Raw genomic sequence first — 16936 nt, 5'->3', positions numbered from 1 at the left:
GGCACGATTTTGACTAAGTTACCGGACTAAGTCCATATGAAATGCAGCGCCCCGAGGCCCCTGCCGCACGCGCCAGCCCTGCACCACCGCCCACGCCACCTCCGGCACGATGAACAGCAGCAGCACCGGCGCCCCCGACTGCATCCAGGCCCACCCCATCCAAACGCCGAACAGTACCCGCGCCGCCGCGTCATAGCGGCCGAACTGCTGCGTCGGACCGCGCAGCCGCAGTACCGCCCAGACCATCACGACGCTGCCCATCAGCACCGCGAACAGCGTCTGCATCGGGTCGAAAGGCGGCAGCGGCTGGCCGCCCAGGGCTTGGTTGATGGCGCTCAGCTGCGCCCGGTTCAGCTCGAAGGTCCAGGGCGTCGCAAAGGGCGCGGTGACGATGAGGTCGTAGAGTGCGCTGAACCAGACGACGCGCAGGAAACTGGAGTTGCTGAAAGCAGGCATGGAGAGGCACGAAACAGGGACGTGCGCATGCTCGACCTTGGACCACACTCCAAGGTCAAGCCATTTCGGATGCCCCATGCTCATCGGCACCCTCTCCACACTGACCGGCCTGAGCCGCGACAGCCTGCGCTTCTACGAGAAGCGCGGGCTGCTGCAGGCGCGCCGCGCTGACAACGGCTACCGCGACTACCCCGAGGAGACCGTGCAATGGCTGGGCTATGTGCGCACGGCCCAGCAGCTGGGCTTCACGCTGACCGAGATCGCGGCCGATATGCCCTTGCTCGCCCAGGGTGAAGAGGCCGGCCCGGCGCTGCGGGCAGCGCTGGCGCGCAAGCTGGCAGACATCGACGTGCGCATTGCGGCGTTGCAGGGGCTGAGGGCCGAGCTGTCCATGCGGTTGGCCGAGACTCCCGAGACAGGCGCGAGCTGCCCGCTGCGACCTACCGCCTGACCGATCAAGCCACCGCGCTTCTCACGGCCTCGCGCACCAGGCCGTCGAGCTTGCCGGTGATCTGCGTGAACTCTCCCGACACGACCGCGAACTCGCGGCCCGAGGTGCCCGCCCGCGCCGCGACGACCTGCGCGTTGAAGGACACGATGCGCGCATGCCTGGCGATGAGCTCGATGTCGCCCATGACGGCCGTCAGCTGTTTCTTGGCCGAGGCGGCCTGCTGGCGGGCGAGGTCCTCATAGATCTGGGTCAACCGGTTCAGCGTGGCAAGCAGCGGCGTCGCGGCCTCGACGAGTTCCTCAAGCAGGGCCGGTGCGCTGTGTGCGCTGGCCGAGATGGCCTCGATGGCGCGCCGGGCCAGTTCGATGAAGCCGACGATGCGCTCGTTGGCGCGGTCAGGGCCGAAATAGGCCTGTTTCAGCTCGCCGCCCAGCGCGTCGGGTGACAGCTCGCCCTGGAGCAGCGCCCCATGGGCGTCGCCGAAGGTGGTCAGTGCGTCGCGGGCAATGGTCAGTGCACCGTCGCGGCCCTGCGAGGCGAGTACCGCATAGAGCACGACGCGCTGCGACGTGAAGCGGCGGCGGCCCGACAGGTTGATGGTCTTGCCGAACAGCTCGCCCGCGGTCTGCTTGGGTGCAGCAGACGCCCGCTTTGGTGCATCGGTAAGCGCACGCGTGTGGTGCAACATGAAGGACTCCGTGAACTGGTTCTCGACCGACGCCTCGTACAGCGGGCGTGCCGGTCATGTGACCTCGGGTTTGCACGGAGCGTGCCAGCGCCAGGGACGGGCGCCCTTCAGCGGGGCAAGCCGCGCTGCAAACGCTGCGTCGCCAGTGCCAAGGTCTCGTCCCGCTTCGCAAAGCAGAACCGCACATGCCCTCGCTCCTGCGGCTGCTGGTAGAAGACCGACAACGGGATGGCAGCGACGCCGACCTCGGTGGTCAGCCATTTGGCGAAGTCCAGCTCGGGCCGATCCGACACCGCGCTGTAGTCCACCGTCTGGAAGTAGGTGCCCTCGCAGGGCAGCAGCTTCAGCGGCGTGGCTTCCAACGCGGCGCGGAAGCCATCGCGCTTGGCTTGATAGAAGTCGCTCAGGCCTTGCCAGGGGGCCGGGTTGGCGAGGTAGGCCGCGATGGCGTGCTGCGTCGGCGTGTGGACCGTGAACACCGTGTACTGGTGCAGGCGCCGGAAGGCCGCGCTCAACGCTGGCGGCGCGGCGACGAAGCCGACCTTCCAGCCCGTTACGTGAAAAGTCTTGCCAAAGCTGCTGACGAGGAAGCTGCGCTCGCGCAGACCCGGATAACGCGCCACGCTCTCATGCGGCGCGCCGTCGAAGACCATGTGCTCGTAGACCTCGTCGCTGACGATGAAGAGGTCGTGCGCTTCGGCGATGCGCTCCAGCTCGCGCAGGTCCTCGGCGGTCGCGATGCGGCCGCTGGGGTTGTGCGGTGTGTTGATCACCAGCGCCCGCGTGCGCGGCGTGATGGCGGCGCGTACCGCCGTCCAGTCGATGCGGTAGTCCAGAGTCATCGGCACGCCGACGGGCACCGCGCCGGCCAGGCGGATGGCCGGGTCATAGCTGTCGTAGGCCGGCTCGATGATGATGACTTCGTCGCCCGCGCCGACGCAGCTGTGCAGCGCGGTGATGAGGCCTTGCGTGCCGCCGGCGGTGATCGTGATGTCGCGGTCCGCGTCGTAGGCCGAGCCGTAGAGCGCATTCAGCTTGGCGGCCACGGCCTGGCGCAGCGCCGGCACGCCGGTCATCGGCGGGTACTGGTTGTGGCCGGCGGCCATCGCGTCGGTGACGGCCTGCATGAGCGCCGGGTCGGCATCGAAGTCCGGGAAGCCCTGGCCGAGGTTGACGGCGCCATGCTCGCCGGCCAGGGCCGACATGACGGTGAAGATGGTGGTGCCGGTGTTCGGCAGCTTGGTGGGCAGGACGGGCATGGCGGCAATTCTGCCGGCGCCAGGTTTCAACGCACTGGCGGGCCCAGCAGACAACGCCGCGCCGCCAGCGCGATGGGCAACCCGAAGACGAAGCAATGCGCCGCAATCGCCGCCGCATCCAGCTTGGGTGGCCAGAACGGCGTGTGCAGGGCCGACAGCGGCAGCACCACGTTGTTCATGCCGAAGTAGACGACAAAGCCGTAGGCCAGGCCGGCGGCGGTCGCATTGCGCAGCAGGACGGGCAGGCGCAGCGCCACCACGCAGAAGATGGCGGCCCAGATCCATGCGATGCCGTAGTGCAGCGCCACGCCGAGCGCAAAGGTCTCCGGCCCGCCGCCAAAGGCCGCCTCGCGGCCGATGAGGCCGGCGGCGACGCCCTGGAAAACGCGCAGCTTCATGCCGTAGTAGCTCAGCGCAAAGATCAGGTCGCCGGTGCCGGCCAGCAGGCCGCCCCAGAAGATGGCGCGGGTCAGTGGTTTCATGCTCATGTGATGCTCCCGGGCGGGCCCTTGAGTTCGACGACATTGCCTTCGGGGTCGCTCAGATAGATGGACGGCCCCTCGCCTTCGGCGCCGTAGCGGCTCTCGGTCTTGCCGGCTTCGACACCGTGAGAAGCCAGGTGGGCACGGATGGCTGCCGCGTCGAAGGGTTCGACGCGCAGGCAGAAGTGGTCCATGTTGCGACCCTCGGCGCCGGGCGCTGCGCCACCCATGCGGCCGAGCTTGCCGTCCACCGGCACGAGGTCGATCAGCGAGTGGCCGGCACGCAATTGCACGAGGCCGATCTCGTCCTGGCGGCGCTCGATCGAGCAGCCCAGCGTGTCGACGTAGAAGCGCACCATCGTGTCCAGGTCGATGACACGCAGCACGAGGTGGTCAATGCCTTGCAGCTTCAACATGGCGGCGTTCTCCTTTTTTCGGTGCGCAGCATCATGCCGCGCCGGGCCTGTGCTGAAAGTGACGGCGGGTTTGTCCGGAGTAACGAAAGGGTCTGCCCACGCTCAATAGAGGCATGCAAACCCCGCAGGCCCTCACACCATGCTGCCCGGAATGAGCTGGCTGACCCGCCTCGGCTTTGTCGCGCCGGCCGCTTCGGCGTCAGGGGACGAGGCCGCCCTGATGGCCCGCGTGGCCAATGGCGATGCCGATGCGCTGGCCCTGCTCTACCGGCGCGAGAGCGGCTCGGTCTACCGTTATGCACTGGCCCTGGCCGGCGACGAAGCGACGGCACTGGATGCCGTGCAGGAGGCTTTTGCCCAGTTGCTGCGCGGCCCGCAGGCCTACCAGCCCGGCCGCGGCTCGCTCGGCGCCTACCTCGCCGGCATGGCCAGGCACCAATTGCTGACCCAGTGGCGCGACGCACGCCGCCACGTGCCGCTGGACGACTCGCTCGACACCGACGACACCGCCGAGCTCATGCCGAGCAGCGACACGCGTTTGAATCAAAACCAGCAGCAGGATGGCCTCTGGGCCGCCATCCGCCGGCTGAGCTGGCCGCAGCGCGAGGCCATCGTGCTGGTGGACCTGCAGGAGCGCAGCTACGACGACGCCGCGGCGATTGCCGGCGTCAGCGTCGACGCGCTGCGCACCCGCCTGCACCGCGCCCGCCAGCGGCTGGCCGACCTGCTGGCCGTGGGAGAACGACCATGAGCATCGACAACGACACGCCAGCCTGGCTGCTGCCAGCCCGCGCGGACTTTTCCAAGCTGCAACCCGGCGCGGAACAGGACGCCGCCGTACTTGCCTGCTTGGCCGAGCAGCAGCACCTGCTGCGCGTGCGCCGCATGGCGGCTGAAAGGGCCGAAGCCCATGAGCCGCGCTGGCTGCGCCGTCTCGCCTGGGGCAGCGGCGCGCTCGGCGCCACGGCCGCCGTGCTGTTGAGCGCCATGCTTTTGCTCGACCCGCCGGGCAGCCAGACCGCCCAGGCCGCCACGGCCGGCAGCGGCTTCATCCCGCTGGTGTCCGAGCGCGAGTTCCAGGCCGCGCTGACGGCCGAGCGCAGCGCCGCCGTGTGGCTGCAGCCCACCGAACTGCCGCGCGAGCGCCTGGCGCTGCTGGGCCTGCCCTTTGACGCCGCACGCGCCGACGAAACGGTGCGCGCCGAACTGATGCTGAACCCGAGCGGCCAGGTGCTGGCCGTGCGCATCCTGAATTGACTTGACGACGGAGAACGACATGAAGAAACCCATCACCGGCCTGGCGCTGTTGGCCCTGGCGGCCTCGGCCACCGCGCTGGAGGCCGACCGCCTGATCGAGCGCGATTTCGAACGGGATATCGAGCGCAGCGTGCAGATCGCCCTGTCTGACATGCCCGTGCGCATCGCTTTGGGCGACCAGGCCTTGAGCTTCGCCGGCCGCGAGCTGGAGAGCGAGCGCGTCGTCAGGGGCGCGCCCTACTGCGCCACCGCCGTGCACGAGAACGTACAGACGCTGGGTGACGGCAACCGCATCGTGCGCAAGCAGCAAAGCCAGCTCTGCCGCGACGGCGAGGGCCGCACTCGCCGCGAGGTGCAGCGCGAAGGCGGCCCCAAGGCCATCTACCTGAACGACCCGGTGGCCAAGGAGAGCTGGGTCGTCTACCCCGACCAGAAACGCGTGCAGCGACTGCGCAGCAACGCGGCCTGGGCGCCTGGCGCCGACGCGGCGGCCCATGCCGCCTGGGAAGCTTCGATGCAGGACTGGGGCGAGCGCATGAAGGAACAGGCGGCGCGCTGGAAGGAATGGGGAGGTCGGGTCGCCGAGCGGGCGCGCAGCGTGGATGCGGAGCGCGTGCGCGCCCGGGCGATGGCCGGTGAGCCGGGCATCGTCATCGAGCAGGAGCTGATGACAACACCCGCACCGGGTGCCAGCGCCGTCGAGCGTCGCCGTGAGCTGCGCGTCATCCGCGCCAGCGAAATGCCCGCGCCGCCTGCCATGCCCGCCCCACCCACACCGCTGATGGTGCCCACGCCGCCGGTGCCGCCCATGCCGCTGCTGCTGCCTGGCCCCATGCTGCCGCGCGAAGGCGGCACGACGACGGCACTGGCGCCCAAGGAGATCGACGGTCTCAAGGTCACCGGCGAGCGCACCAGTTGGACCATCGAGGCCGGCAAGATCGGCAACGAGAAGCCCATCGTCAGCACGCGCGAGGTCTGGCGCAGTCCGGAACTGATGCTGACGGTCATGAGCCGCGACGCCGACCCGCGGATGGGCGAACAGAACTACCGGCTGGAGAAGCTCAAGCGGGGTGAGCCCGACCCGGCGCTGATGAAGCCGCCGGCGGAATTCAGCGAGAGCCCGCGGCGCAGCGCCAAGCCAGCAAGCGCGCCGAACCGCGCCTCCTGAGGCTCAGGCCGCCGCCAGCATCTGGCTGAAGAACTTCTCGCCGCTGACGCGCGGCTTGTAGGCCGACACGGCCTTGGCAATCGCCGCGATGTGGTCGGGCGTGGTGCCGCAGCAGCCGCCGGCGATGTTCAGGAAGCCGGCCTTGGCGAACTCGCCCACGAGCCGCGCGGTCACGTCCGGCGTCTCGTCGAAGCCGGTGTCGCTCATCGGGTTGGGCAGGCCGGCGTTGGGGTAGCAGCTCACCGCCACGTCGCCCGCCACCTTGGACAGCTCCTCGATGTAGGGCCGCATCAGCGTCGCACCCAGGGCGCAATTCAGGCCGATGGCGATGGGCCGCGCATGGCGCACCGAATGCCAGAAGGCGGTCACCGTCTGGCCGGACAGGATGCGGCCGGAGGCGTCGGTCACCGTGCCGGAGATGATGACGGGCAGGCGCTCGCCGGTGTCTTCCATCAGCTCGTCCAGCGCAAAGATGGCGGCCTTGGCGTTCAGCGTGTCGAAGATGGTCTCGACCAGGAAGAGGTCGCATCCGCCTTCCAGCAGCCCCTTGGCCTGCTCGTAGTAGGCGGCCCGCAGGGTGTCGAAGTCGACATTGCGCGCGCCCGGGTCGTTGACGTCGGGGCTGATCGAGGCGGTGCGCGGGGTAGGGCCCAGGGCGCCCGCCACATAGCGCGGCTTGTCGGGCGTCGAGTACTTGTCGCAGGCGGCGCGGGCCAGCTTGGCGGCCTCGACGTTCATCTCGTAGGCCAGGCCGGCGAGGTCGTAGTCCTCCTGGGCGACCGAGGTCGCGCCGAAGGTGTTGGTCTCGATCAGGTCGGCGCCGGCAGCGAGGTATTGCTCGTGGATCTCGCTGAGCACGTCGGGCCGCGTGAACATCAGCATCTCGTTGTTGCCCTTCAGGTCCTTGTGATGGTCCTTGAAGCGCTCGCCGCGGTAATCGGCCTCGACCAGCTTGTAGCGCTGGATCATGGTGCCCATCGCACCGTCGAGCACGGCGATGCGTTGCTGGAGCAGGGCGGGCAGGCCCTGGGCGCGACTGTACTTGGGGGTTTGGGCGATGGACTTCATGGCGCTATTTTCGCTGGCTCCTGGCGCGTGAACCGTTGACGCGCAGGAAACCCTGATTTGCGAGCATTCCTACGATAGGAATCAACGCGCCAAGACCATGTCGCAGCTCGGGCAATGGCCTCGAAAGCCCTTAATCCTCGTTGAAAAAGGCTTGCGCCTCGCCCAGCACCACCTCGGGCACTTCCTCGGCGATGTAGTGGCCGCTGTCGACGGCGCGGCCGCTGACGTGCTCGGCCGCCGCCTGCCAGAGCTTGAGCGGATCAAAGCAACGGCCCACCACGCCGTTGGCACCCCACAGCACGCGCAGCGGCGGGGTCACACGCCGGCCCACGGCACGATCGGCACGGTCGTGTTCGAGATCAATGCCGGCGCTGGCACGGTAGTCGGCGCAGACGCCCGCGGCCGAACCCGGTCGCACCATACAGCGCTCGTATTCCGCCCAGGCCCGCTTGTCGAAGAAGCCGCTGCCCCGCCGGCCCATGCCGTCGCGCAGATAGGCGATCGGGTCGGCCTCGATCAGGCGCTCCGGCAGTGGCGCCGGCTGGATCAGGAAGAACCAGTGCCAGTAGGCACGCGCAAAGGCCTCGGTCGTGCCCTCGTACATGGCCAGCGTGGGCGCGATGTCCAGCAGCATCAGTCTTGTCACAGCCTGGGGGTGGTCCAGCGCCAGCCGGTGCGCCACGCGCGCGCCGCGGTCGTGGGCGAGCACGGCAAAGCGCTCGTGTCCCAGGGACTGCATCAGCGCGATGGCATCCCGCGCCATTTCTCGCTTGGCATAGGCCGCGCTGCCCTCACCGGCCGGTGGGCGGTCGCTGTCGCCATAGCCGCGCAGGTCCATCAGCACGATGCGTCGCGTCTTCGCCAAGGTGGGCGCAACCCGGTGCCACATCGCCATGGTCTGCGGGTGGCCGTGCAAAAGCAGCAAGGGCGGTCTGCCGGATGCCGACGGGCCGCCCTGGCGGGCGAACAGCGTGACGCCGTCGCGCTGAACGGTTAGCGGTTGGAAGTCGGCCCACATCGTGGACCGATTCTGCCGCCACCTTCAGTTGTCCGCGGCGCAGTGCCGGTGCCGCAGCCGACGGGGTCAACATCTTGCGGGCCGAGCGCTGGGCCGCTCCCGAGCCGGCCCGCGCTGGCGATGTGCTTGCGGTTCGATGCCGCAAGCATCGCCGCCCCCCGGGGGCTGAGGCCGGACACATGGCGCCCAGTGGGCGCCATGTGCCTGCCGAAGGGCTGCGGCACTGCCGCAGCGCGGTCTGCAAGACCGGTCGGTCGCACCGCGTTCAGCGGTGTGCGGCCGGACGAGGGGCTGCATGTCAGGCCGTGCGCAGGAAGTAGAGGTTGGCGCTGCCACGCGTCAGCAGCACGAAGCCACGCAGAGCCGGCACGTAGCGCATGCGGTTCTGCAGGCCGCTGCCGTTGTCGGGGGTGGGCGCGATCTTCTGGCTGCCGCCGTTGAGCAGGCTCATGTCCCAGACATTGCTGTCATTGGGAGTGACGACATAGACGCGACCCGCCGCTTCGCCCTGGCCGCTGTAGAACAGGAAGCGGTCACTGTCCGGGTCATAGTCCATCGCCGCATAGCTCGGCTTTTCGTTCTGCCATTGCGTCAGCGCGCTGCTGGCGTTGAATGTGACGGCGATCTGCTGGCCGCTGCCCAGCGGAACGCGGCTGGCCACCATGCGTTGCGGGTCGAAGCCCTGGCCGTCGCCCCATTGCAGGCAGAACATCTGGTTGCGTCGCGCATCGAAGGCGATGGGCCAGCGCACCGCGTCACCCACGGGGTTGGTGACGAGGTCCGTCCACTTCTTATCGACGGGCGACCACTTTTTCAGGCCGGTGCTGACAACCTCGCCGGTCGCACGGATCTGCGCAGCACCGTAATAGCCCGAGGGCATGTCGGCCCAGGTGCCGGCCTTGTCCCAGGTGTTGGTGTCGAGGTTGAAGGCGTCGACCTTGGCAAAGTCCCAGGACGCGCCGTAGACACCGCGCGCACCGAACAGCATCAGGCGGTTGATCTGCGGAATGAAATGAGCCGTGCTGTAGATATGGCGCGACGACGGCATGCCATCGGTGTAGTGGGCAACATTCTGCGCGTAGCTCTTGCTGGCCGCCAAGCGCACCTTCCAGGTCGGCGCGTCCGACGCGAGGCTGATGGAGACGACCCGGTTGTCATAGGAATCGGTATGGCCACCGGCCGCCGCGATGATGATTTCGCTGGTGCGGTCGTTGATGGCGATGCCGCTGTAGGCATCGATTGCTGCGCCGCCGGCGCCAGCCGTGCCGGGGATCTCGAACCAGGTGTTCAAGGGCTTGCTGGCCAGCCAGCTTGGAATGACCCGCGCCGGCGCCACCGACCAGACCGGCGCGCTGTTGAAGGCATCTCGCAGCGCCGGATAGTTGCTGGCCGAAATGAGGCGCTGGTAGGCGGTGGCGGCGCCGTCGACGCCATGCCTGACTGCATAGGCCATGGCCGTCGTCAGGTTGCCCCATGCCGCGCGATCACCCGGCATGATCTCGCCCGCCAGCTTACCTTCCACGGTGCCAAACCAGGCCGGCAGGCTGGCATAGCTGGCCAGGTAGACAGCTGCATCGTTGAGATGCCAGGGGCCCTTGCCGGTCTGAAAGTCGGGCACCGCAACAGGCGAAATGCTCATGGTGTAGACGGCCGCGTTCACGTACCAGAAGCCGGTGGCCGGCCCCAGGCGCATGACGGCGCTGCGCGCCTTCCAGCGGAAGAAGGCCGCGTGCTTGGTTTCGACGGCCGCCGGTACCGGCAGACCCATGGACAACGAGTAGCCGAAGGCGGCGGTGACGAAGTCCTGCTGCCAGACCGCACCGAACTGCATGATGTTCTCGTAGCCCTCGCCCGGCTGGATCCAGCCATAGGGGTTGTTGGGCTGGGCGACGTAGACGGCGTGGAAGTTCTCGATGTTGGACTGCACGCAGTTGATGAACTCCTGGCGCAGCGTGGTGTCGTCGTCCGGCGTCACGTTCAGCGCCTGCGTCAGAGCGCGCCACTGCCACGCAGCGGAACGGGTCTGCCAGCCGCCGAAGCAGGACTGCACCAGGCCTTGCGAGCCACGGCGCATATTGGGCTCGTCGGCCTTGCTCAGGTAGTTCAGCGTGGCGGCGAACTGCACCTGCTCCATGAAGTACCAGCGGCCCGTGACCAGATAGGCCATATAACCCACCGACGGGCTGTGGGCGCAGTCCCAGCGCGGCGACTGCGTGCCGGTAGGCTGGGGCGTGAACTGGCTGCGCGTCGAACTGCCGAGGTCGCTGACGCGGCTGTCCTTGTGCAACACCAGGTTGGGGTACTGGGAAAAGCGGATCGGGCGCTGCGTCTTCTCGTCGCGGTAGAACAGCGGATAGCGACCGGCGGCGAAGCCGTTGCGCACCACGGCCGCATAGGTGTTGCTGCTTTCGCAGGTCAGATAGAGCGCGTCATGCATCGGCAGCAGGCCGATGGGTTCCTGGTAGCCGGTGGCCGCCATGGAGTCGCCTGCGTAGGTGAAATTTGCCTTGTCCAGCGGCGTGTAGCTGGTCACCAGCCACTGGGCGACGGCGCCATTCGCGTCCACGCGGGCGCTGTAGGTCGGCACCTGCTCGGTGGCCTGCAGATAGGCCAGGTCATGGCGCGGCGTCACGTCGGGGTCGGTGCCCAGCCAGTAGGACAGGGCCGTGCCGTTGATCAACGCCGTGCGGCAATGGTGGGACAGGTCGATGGTGGCCGAGAAACGCTGCGTGCCATTGATCTTGAAGGTGTAGGTCGCCGCCTTGCTGGTCGGGCCCGCCACCATCAGGTAGCCGTTCTCGATCCAGGGCAGGATCTCGACGGCGCCGCCGGCGAACAGGCGCACCTCCAACCAGGCCACCAGGTGAGCGTCACTGCCCACCGGCTTGCGGAAGACCCAGGACGACATCTGCGCGCCACTGACCCAGGTGGCCTGCGGCGCATCCCAGTCGGCGGCGCCAAAGCTGGCCGTGCCGAGGCTGCCGGCGCCAACCTCGGCGGTGATGCCAGTTTTCTTCAGGTCCGCAACGGTCAGCAGCGCAGCGCTGCCAGCGCTGGCTGCAACGCGACGCAGCCGCACGGTCAGCAAGCTGTTGGCCGTCAGGTCGGCAAAGCCGGCGATCTGGGCGAACTTCAGGGAGCCGTCAGGCCAGGTCGTACGTGGTGTGACCTGCAACACAGACAGGCTAGAGCCCACCGTGCTGCCCGCCGGGATGTCGCCGCGCTTGAAGGCGAAGCCCAGGCTGAAGGGCGCCTTGGCTTGCGTCTTGGTACTGACCAAGCTGAACTGCATCGCGCCAGTAAACAGGCCGAGCGTCGGAGTGGCCACAGGTGCGGGGGCCGGAGCTGGAGCCGGGGGCGGAGCCGGAACGGGTGCGGGGGCAGGAGCGGTCGTGGGCAGCTTGATCACCGAAGCAGTGACGGTCGCTCCGTCCGACGCAGTCGCCTCGGCCATGGCCTCTCCCCCTCCACCACCGCAACCGGCCAAGGGAACAGCTCCGCCAAGAGCGGCTGAATACTGGAGGAATTTACGGCGCTGGGGGTCAGTCATGGAAAAGCAATCCTTAGCAGCGAACGTCGCTGCACTTCGGTACTAGGGGGGTGGCCTAGGGGGGCGGAACGGATTCTGATGGCAGGCCCTGACGGGACCGTGGCTAAACGTTACGAACTAGGGGGCGCGGAGGGTATAAGTTTGGGTTATGCGTCTCGACCTTCGCCGCCCTTGCCGCGACGGGTCGTGCTCCAAACAATTCCCGCCCGTTCTCCCTCTGAAAAGCCACCGTCATGAAGCCCCTGCACTTCGCCCTGCTGACCCTGGTTGCGCTGGCCAGCGCGCCTGCGGTGCAAGCCCAAAACAAGCCGCTGATCTACTGCGCCGACGCCAGTCCGGAAGGTTTTGACCCTGGAATGTGGGACAGCGCTAGCACCAACACGGTCAGCGCACAGATGTTCGACGGGTTGCTTGGCTTCAAACGACCCACGACGGAGCTGATCCCCAAGCTCGCCACAAGCTGGGAAATCTCGCCCGACGCGAAGAGCTTCATTTTCAGATTGCGGGACGGCGTGAAGTTCCACACCACCCCCTGGTTCAGGCCCACCCGCAACCTCAATGCAGATGATGTGCTGTTCACTTTTCAACGCTTCATCGACCCCAACCACCCGTTCAACAGGGCGTTTCCGGCAAATTTCATCTACCCACAGAACCTTGGACTGGCCAAGCTGATCGAGGGCATCGACAAAATCGACGACCGCACAATTCGTTTCCGGCTCCGTCAGCCCAATGTGACATTCGTCGCAAACTTCGCCTTCGCCTGGGCGGGCATCCAGTCCGCCGAGTACGCCGCGCAGCTACTGAAGGAAGGAAAGGCCTCGCAAATCAATGTGCAGCCGGTCGGCGCGGGGCCCTTTCGCTTCAAAAGTTATGCCAAGGACGACGTGCTGCGTATGGAAGCGCACCCAGATTACTGGGGCGGCAAGCAGCCCACGTCGAATCTGGTCTTCAGCATCAGCCGTGAGCCCAATGTGCGCGTGCAGAAGATCGCCGCCGGCGAATGCCATGTAACGGCAGCCCTGCGCGACGTCGACATTGCCCCGCTGGCGAACAACGCCAACATCAGCATCGAGAAGATCCAGGCGCTCAACATCTCCTACCTGAGCTTCAACCTGAAGAAGCCGCCCACCGACAAGCGCGAGGTGCGCGAGGCCCTGGACATTGCCGTCGACCGCGACGCCATCTTCAAGGCCCTGTTCCCGCGCGGCGACGCCATGCAGGCCGTCAGCGCCTTCCCGCCCGCCATCCCCGGCTACAACAAGAAGCTGAAGAACGAGTTCGACCCGGCGAAGGCCAAGGCGCTGCTGGCCAAGGCGGGCTTTCCCAACGGCTTCGAGATCGACCTCTGGGCCCTGCCCGTGCAGCGCCCGACCAACCCGAACGGCCAGTTGATGGCCCAGCTCATCCAGCAGGACTGGGCCAAGATCGGCGTGAAGGCGAACATCAAGACCTTCGAATGGGGCGAGTACCTCAAGCGCGCCAACAACGGCGAGCACAACGTCTACATGAGCGGCTGGAGCGGCGAGACCGGCGACGCCGATGACTTTCTGACGCCCAACCTGAGCTGCGCGGCCAACAAGAGCGGCATCAAGTTCTGCAACGCCGAATTCGAGAAACTCATCGACGAGGCGCGCGCCACCCCCGACCAGAAGAAGCGCATCGCGCTGTACGAGAAGGCCCAGGAGATCTTCAAGCACGAGCGGCCCTGGATCACGATGGCCCACTCCACCGTCTACATCCCCATCCGCAAGGACGTCGTCGGTTTCAAGATGGCGCCCAACGGCTCAGTGAACTTTGAAGGGGTGTATCGCAAGTGAGGCTGCGCCACATCGAAGTCTTCCACGCCATCATGCAGGCCGGCACCATCAGCGGTGCGGCCCAACTGCTGCACATCTCGCAGCCGGCCGTGACCAAGGTGCTGCAGCATTGCGAGCTGCAGCTCGGCATGGCGCTGTTCGACCGCGTACGCGGCAAGCTCTACCCGACGCCCGAGGCGCAGCGCCTGTTCGTCGAGATCGACAAGCTGAACCGCGATCTCGTCGGCATCCGCCGCCTGGCCGCCAACCTGAAGAGCGGCGAGAGCGAACAGGTGCGTCTCGTCGCCACACCGGCCCTGGCCATGGCCATCGTGCCGGCCGCCATGACGCCCTGGTGCAAGGCCTACCCGAACGCGAGCTGCTCGCTGGCCACGCACCACACTCGAGAAATAGTGTCGGCCCTGCTGCTGGGCGAGGCCGACCTGGCCCTGTCGCTGCAGGACCCGCGCCATCCCGGCATCAAGGCCGAGGTCATCGCCAGCGGCGCCATGGTTGCCCTGTGCCCCTTGAACAGCCCCGAGGCCAAGGGCGAGGGGCCGCTGGGCCTGGCCGACATCCGCACCGAGATCGTCGGCCTGCAGAGCGACGACCCGCTCGCCGGCCTGCTGCACCACGCCGGCGAGGCCCTGGGCCAGCCGCTGGCCAGCCGCATCACCGTGCAGACCTACCAGCTCGCACGCGCCCTCGTCGAGGCCGGCGTTGGCATGACGCTGGTGGACCCCTTCACCGCCGCCAGCGCCGACGCCAGCAAGGTCCGCGTGCGGCCACTGTCACCCACCGTGCCGGTGCAGCTCTATCTGCTCAGCGCCGCCAGCGCGCCGCTGGGCCAGGCCTCGCGCCGCCTGGTCAAGTTCATCACGGCCGCTGCGCACGAACACCTTTCTCGACTGCCGTGATTCGCATCGAAGACATTGCTTCGCATTCGGACTTCCGCCCGCTCGCCTCGCTGCAGCACGGCATCGCCGTGGATCTGCGCTACGCGACGGCCGACAACTTCGTCGGCCATTCCGTTTACGCCGGCATCGACTGCGCCTGGCTGCGCCGCGAGGCCGCGGACGCGCTGGAGCAGGCCGCCGCCTGGCTGCATGAGCGCCGCCCCGGCTACCGCCTGCTCGTGCTGGACGCCCTGCGCCCCCAGCGCGTGCAACAGCGCCTGTGGGACGAGCTGCAGGGCACGCCGTTGACGATGTATCTCGCCCACCCCGAGCGCGGCTCCATCCACAGTTTTGGCATGGCCGTGGACCTGACGCTGCTCGACCCGCAAGGCCGCGAGGTCGACATGGGCAGCGGCTTCGACGAGATGACGCTGGCCTCCCACCCCGACCACGAGGCTGAGCATCTGGCCCTTGGCGCGCTGACGCCCGAGCACCTCGTCGAGCGCGGCTGGCTGCGCGCAGCCATGCGCGAGGCGGGCTTTCACGGCATCGCCACCGAGTGGTGGCATTTCGACTTCGGCGACCGCGTCGCGGTCAGGCGGGATCTGCCGCGGGTGCTTTGACGTCGATGCGCTTCTCCATGAAGACGCTCAAGGGATCGTCGGCATAGCCACCGTAGGGCCCGCGGCGGACGTAGCCGCATCGGGCATACAGCGCCAGCGCTTCGAGCTGGTAGGGCCCCGACTCCAGCGTCACCAGCCTGCAACCCCGAGCGGCCGCTTCGGCTTCCAGCTCGGACAGCAGCCGCTGGGCCAGCCCCTGACCACGTGCCGCCGGGCTGATGAACATGCGCTTGAGCTCGCCGAACTCCGGGGTCAGCACGACTGCGCCGCAGCCCACGGCCCGCCCCACCGTATCCCGGGCCACGGCGAAGACGACGTTCGGCTGGGTCAGCGAAGCCAGGTCCAAGGCATACCGGGCTTCGGGCGGATAAAGGGTGTCCTGGTAGGCGTCCAACTCGGCGATGAGGGCGATGACCTCCGGCTGGTTGGCAGATTCAAAGGTGATGCTCGTCAAGCAAATGGCTCCATGGCTTGTAGGGAAGGCATAACTCGCCTGACGCGCTGGTCTGCGTCACGGCCTGCTCACTCAGTTAGGTGGTGGGCCCAGACATCATCCATTCCGATGGCGCGATGTCATAGGAGTCTTGTGCACAGGCAACGGCCTCCTCAAGGGTTTCATGCCAGGTATCGGCGGCATAGCGCCCATCCAACGAATGGCAAACAAGCAAGAAGTTCTTGTTTCCATCGTCTGTGATCTCGAATCGAAACTCGATCTCCAGCGCGTTATCGTCATCAGGATCTGCGGGCGACCACCCACTGTTTGGGTGCCCGAGGATGCGTACCGCTCGGCAAGCGATGGTTGCGTAGGATTTCATTGATGCGCTCTGACGTTTGCCATGAGGGGCGGCCGCAAGTGGGCGAAGCCCGCTTGTGGACGCCCCCTCGATGGAAGGGTTATGCCTCGGCGAGTGCATGGTGCCGCTACAGATCCCCTCGCTTTACTCGTTCCCACTCGTGCTTCAGGATCGCCTGCAAGTGCTTGACGACTGAAGCGTTGGCTTCGTTGAAGTCTTGCGCGATTTGCGCTTCTTCCTCCGGCTTGTACTTCCGATTGAGAACATAGCTCTTGGACACCATGGCGTCGATGAGCTCCAGAAGGTGGTTGTGCTCGGCCTCGTTTGGATTCAGACGCAGTGTGATTCGAGTGCCGAGTTCCTTCGCACGCATTTCGACGGTCAAGCGTTCTTTGAAGTCCTCGGCGAGCTGTGACCTCTCTAGCAATTGCTCCACCCGAGGCCTCTTGAGTTCTTGGATGCGGCCAACGACCGTTAGAAACTCAGCGGCGTCCTTGCGAAGCTCATCTATCCAGCTCTGGCGTTTGGTGGATATGTTGTCTGCAATCTGTCGTGTGGCAATGCGAGACTGAGTTTCGATCTGCAGCTTGGCAATTTCGGCCTGCATTTGCACCTGTCGCCTGGCGATTCGCCACTGCATCCACGGCCCAAGGAACAGAGCGACGAGCGCGACCAGGGCGAGAACGACCTTGTTGAAGTCATCAACGGACAAGTGCGCGAGCCATGACGAGAGTACTTGCAACATCGCGATGTCCGTTTCCGAGGCCTAACGAGGCTGTCCAAAAACCCTGTATCCGCAAGCACTCCTGCCGTGCAGCCCGCATGAATGGCTGTTGAATCGAGTCGGTGACTTCATCGGTGACATGGGCTGAATTTTCGGTTCCATGGCGCCTGCGCGCCTGCCTGACCTCAATTGTGTCGTCTGCTTGTCCGGTTACTGAACCCCGGATTGCCCGAACCCCGCCTTCGATAGCTTTTCGATGTTGTGAACTAGGCAGTACAGGCTCCATTGCG

General features: G+C 66.8%; 18 protein-coding genes. 7 read left to right on the top strand and 11 right to left on the bottom strand.

The features are described from left to right. Window positions 1-18: 18 nt before the first annotated feature. Window positions 19-456, bottom strand: coding sequence for a hypothetical protein (locus ACXJLH_RS02910; RefSeq protein WP_457442438.1), 438 nt, complete (start codon window positions 454-456; stop codon window positions 19-21). Window positions 457-532: 76 nt separating this feature from the next. On the opposite strand from ACXJLH_RS02910, the gene ACXJLH_RS02905 reads away from it, so the two are divergent. Further along, the gene (locus ACXJLH_RS02905; RefSeq protein ID WP_457442437.1) at window positions 533-907 is read left to right on the top strand and encodes a MerR family transcriptional regulator; all 375 of its coding nucleotides are present in this window, start codon (window positions 533-535) and stop codon (window positions 905-907) included. 4 nt (window positions 908-911) lie between these two features. Here ACXJLH_RS02905 and ACXJLH_RS02900 read toward each other — a convergent pair whose 3' ends face one another. From ACXJLH_RS02900 to ACXJLH_RS02885, 4 genes are all read right to left on the bottom strand, one after another. Next, window positions 912-1595 (bottom strand): methyl-accepting chemotaxis protein, encoded by a 684-nt coding sequence (locus tag ACXJLH_RS02900; RefSeq protein WP_457350982.1) that lies wholly within the window; start codon window positions 1593-1595, stop codon window positions 912-914. A 107-nt stretch (window positions 1596-1702) separates the two neighbouring features. Continuing rightward, window positions 1703-2854 (bottom strand): methionine aminotransferase, encoded by a 1152-nt coding sequence (locus ACXJLH_RS02895; RefSeq protein ID WP_457442436.1) that lies wholly within the window; start codon window positions 2852-2854, stop codon window positions 1703-1705. A gap of 26 nt (window positions 2855-2880) precedes the next feature. Further along, window positions 2881-3342 (bottom strand): hypothetical protein, encoded by a 462-nt coding sequence (locus ACXJLH_RS02890; RefSeq protein ID WP_162247730.1) that lies wholly within the window; start codon window positions 3340-3342, stop codon window positions 2881-2883. Next, entirely contained in the window at window positions 3339-3752 is a 414-nt protein-coding gene (locus ACXJLH_RS02885) for a VOC family protein (RefSeq protein WP_457442435.1), read from the bottom strand. The genes ACXJLH_RS02890 and ACXJLH_RS02885 overlap by 4 nt, the downstream gene beginning before the upstream one ends. Before the next feature lie 139 nt (window positions 3753-3891). Here ACXJLH_RS02885 and ACXJLH_RS02880 point away from each other — a divergent pair, with 139 nt between their 5' ends. Genes ACXJLH_RS02880 through ACXJLH_RS02870 form a run of 3 tightly spaced genes read left to right on the top strand, consistent with a single transcriptional unit; the run spans window position 3892 to window position 6177 of the window. Beyond that, on the top strand, window positions 3892-4503 hold the full coding sequence (locus tag ACXJLH_RS02880) for an RNA polymerase sigma factor (protein ID WP_082532377.1): 612 nt from the start codon (window positions 3892-3894) through the stop codon (window positions 4501-4503). After that, window positions 4500-5009: a hypothetical protein gene (locus ACXJLH_RS02875; RefSeq protein ID WP_056192094.1), complete on the top strand. Its 510-nt coding sequence runs from the start codon at window positions 4500-4502 to the stop codon at window positions 5007-5009. Before ACXJLH_RS02880 ends, ACXJLH_RS02875 begins: the two co-directional genes overlap by 4 nt. A gap of 19 nt (window positions 5010-5028) precedes the next feature. Further along, complete coding sequence (locus tag ACXJLH_RS02870; RefSeq protein WP_457442434.1) at window positions 5029-6177, top strand: hypothetical protein; 1149 nt, start codon at window positions 5029-5031, stop codon at window positions 6175-6177. Between the two features lie 3 nt (window positions 6178-6180). Here the strand turns inward: ACXJLH_RS02870 and ACXJLH_RS02865 are convergent, their stop codons facing one another. The 3 genes from ACXJLH_RS02865 to ACXJLH_RS02855 form a co-directional block, all read right to left on the bottom strand. Next, on the bottom strand, window positions 6181-7245 hold the full coding sequence (locus tag ACXJLH_RS02865) for a homocysteine S-methyltransferase family protein (RefSeq protein ID WP_457350996.1): 1065 nt from the start codon (window positions 7243-7245) through the stop codon (window positions 6181-6183). A 130-nt stretch (window positions 7246-7375) separates the two neighbouring features. Next, window positions 7376-8263 carry an alpha/beta fold hydrolase gene (locus ACXJLH_RS02860; protein WP_457442433.1) on the bottom strand — a complete coding sequence of 296 codons (888 nt, stop codon included), beginning with the start codon at window positions 8261-8263 and terminating at the stop codon, window positions 7376-7378. Window positions 8264-8561: 298 nt separating this feature from the next. Then, complete coding sequence (locus ACXJLH_RS02855) at window positions 8562-11555, bottom strand: hypothetical protein (RefSeq protein WP_457442432.1); 2994 nt, start codon at window positions 11553-11555, stop codon at window positions 8562-8564. A 491-nt stretch (window positions 11556-12046) separates the two neighbouring features. On the opposite strand from ACXJLH_RS02855, the gene ACXJLH_RS02850 reads away from it, so the two are divergent. From ACXJLH_RS02850 to ACXJLH_RS02840, 3 genes are read left to right on the top strand one after another with little or no spacing between them, the layout of a single operon-like run. Next, window positions 12047-13630: an ABC transporter substrate-binding protein gene (locus ACXJLH_RS02850; protein WP_457442431.1), complete on the top strand. Its 1584-nt coding sequence runs from the start codon at window positions 12047-12049 to the stop codon at window positions 13628-13630. Further along, window positions 13627-14526, top strand: a complete 900-nt coding sequence (locus tag ACXJLH_RS02845) for a LysR family transcriptional regulator (RefSeq protein WP_056192080.1) — start codon at window positions 13627-13629, stop codon at window positions 14524-14526. The genes ACXJLH_RS02850 and ACXJLH_RS02845 overlap by 4 nt, the downstream gene beginning before the upstream one ends. Further along, window positions 14523-15128, top strand: coding sequence for a M15 family metallopeptidase (locus ACXJLH_RS02840; RefSeq protein WP_457442430.1), 606 nt, complete (start codon window positions 14523-14525; stop codon window positions 15126-15128). The genes ACXJLH_RS02845 and ACXJLH_RS02840 overlap by 4 nt, the downstream gene beginning before the upstream one ends. Here the strand turns inward: ACXJLH_RS02840 and ACXJLH_RS02835 are convergent. The 3 genes from ACXJLH_RS02835 to ACXJLH_RS02825 form a co-directional block, all read right to left on the bottom strand. Then, complete coding sequence (locus ACXJLH_RS02835) at window positions 15100-15582, bottom strand: GNAT family N-acetyltransferase (RefSeq protein WP_457351008.1); 483 nt, start codon at window positions 15580-15582, stop codon at window positions 15100-15102. The genes ACXJLH_RS02840 and ACXJLH_RS02835 overlap by 29 nt on opposite strands. A gap of 76 nt (window positions 15583-15658) precedes the next feature. Continuing rightward, window positions 15659-15943, bottom strand: coding sequence for a hypothetical protein (locus ACXJLH_RS02830; protein ID WP_457442429.1), 285 nt, complete (start codon window positions 15941-15943; stop codon window positions 15659-15661). A gap of 106 nt (window positions 15944-16049) precedes the next feature. Further along, window positions 16050-16667, bottom strand: a complete 618-nt coding sequence (locus ACXJLH_RS02825) for a hypothetical protein (RefSeq protein ID WP_457442428.1) — start codon at window positions 16665-16667, stop codon at window positions 16050-16052. Between the last annotated feature and the right edge of the window lie 269 nt (window positions 16668-16936).

It is taken from the genome of Roseateles sp. P5_E4 (genome assembly GCF_054049255.1).
The sequence above is the reverse complement of the archived record's forward strand: the minus strand, read 5'-3'. Positions and strand labels throughout refer to the sequence as shown.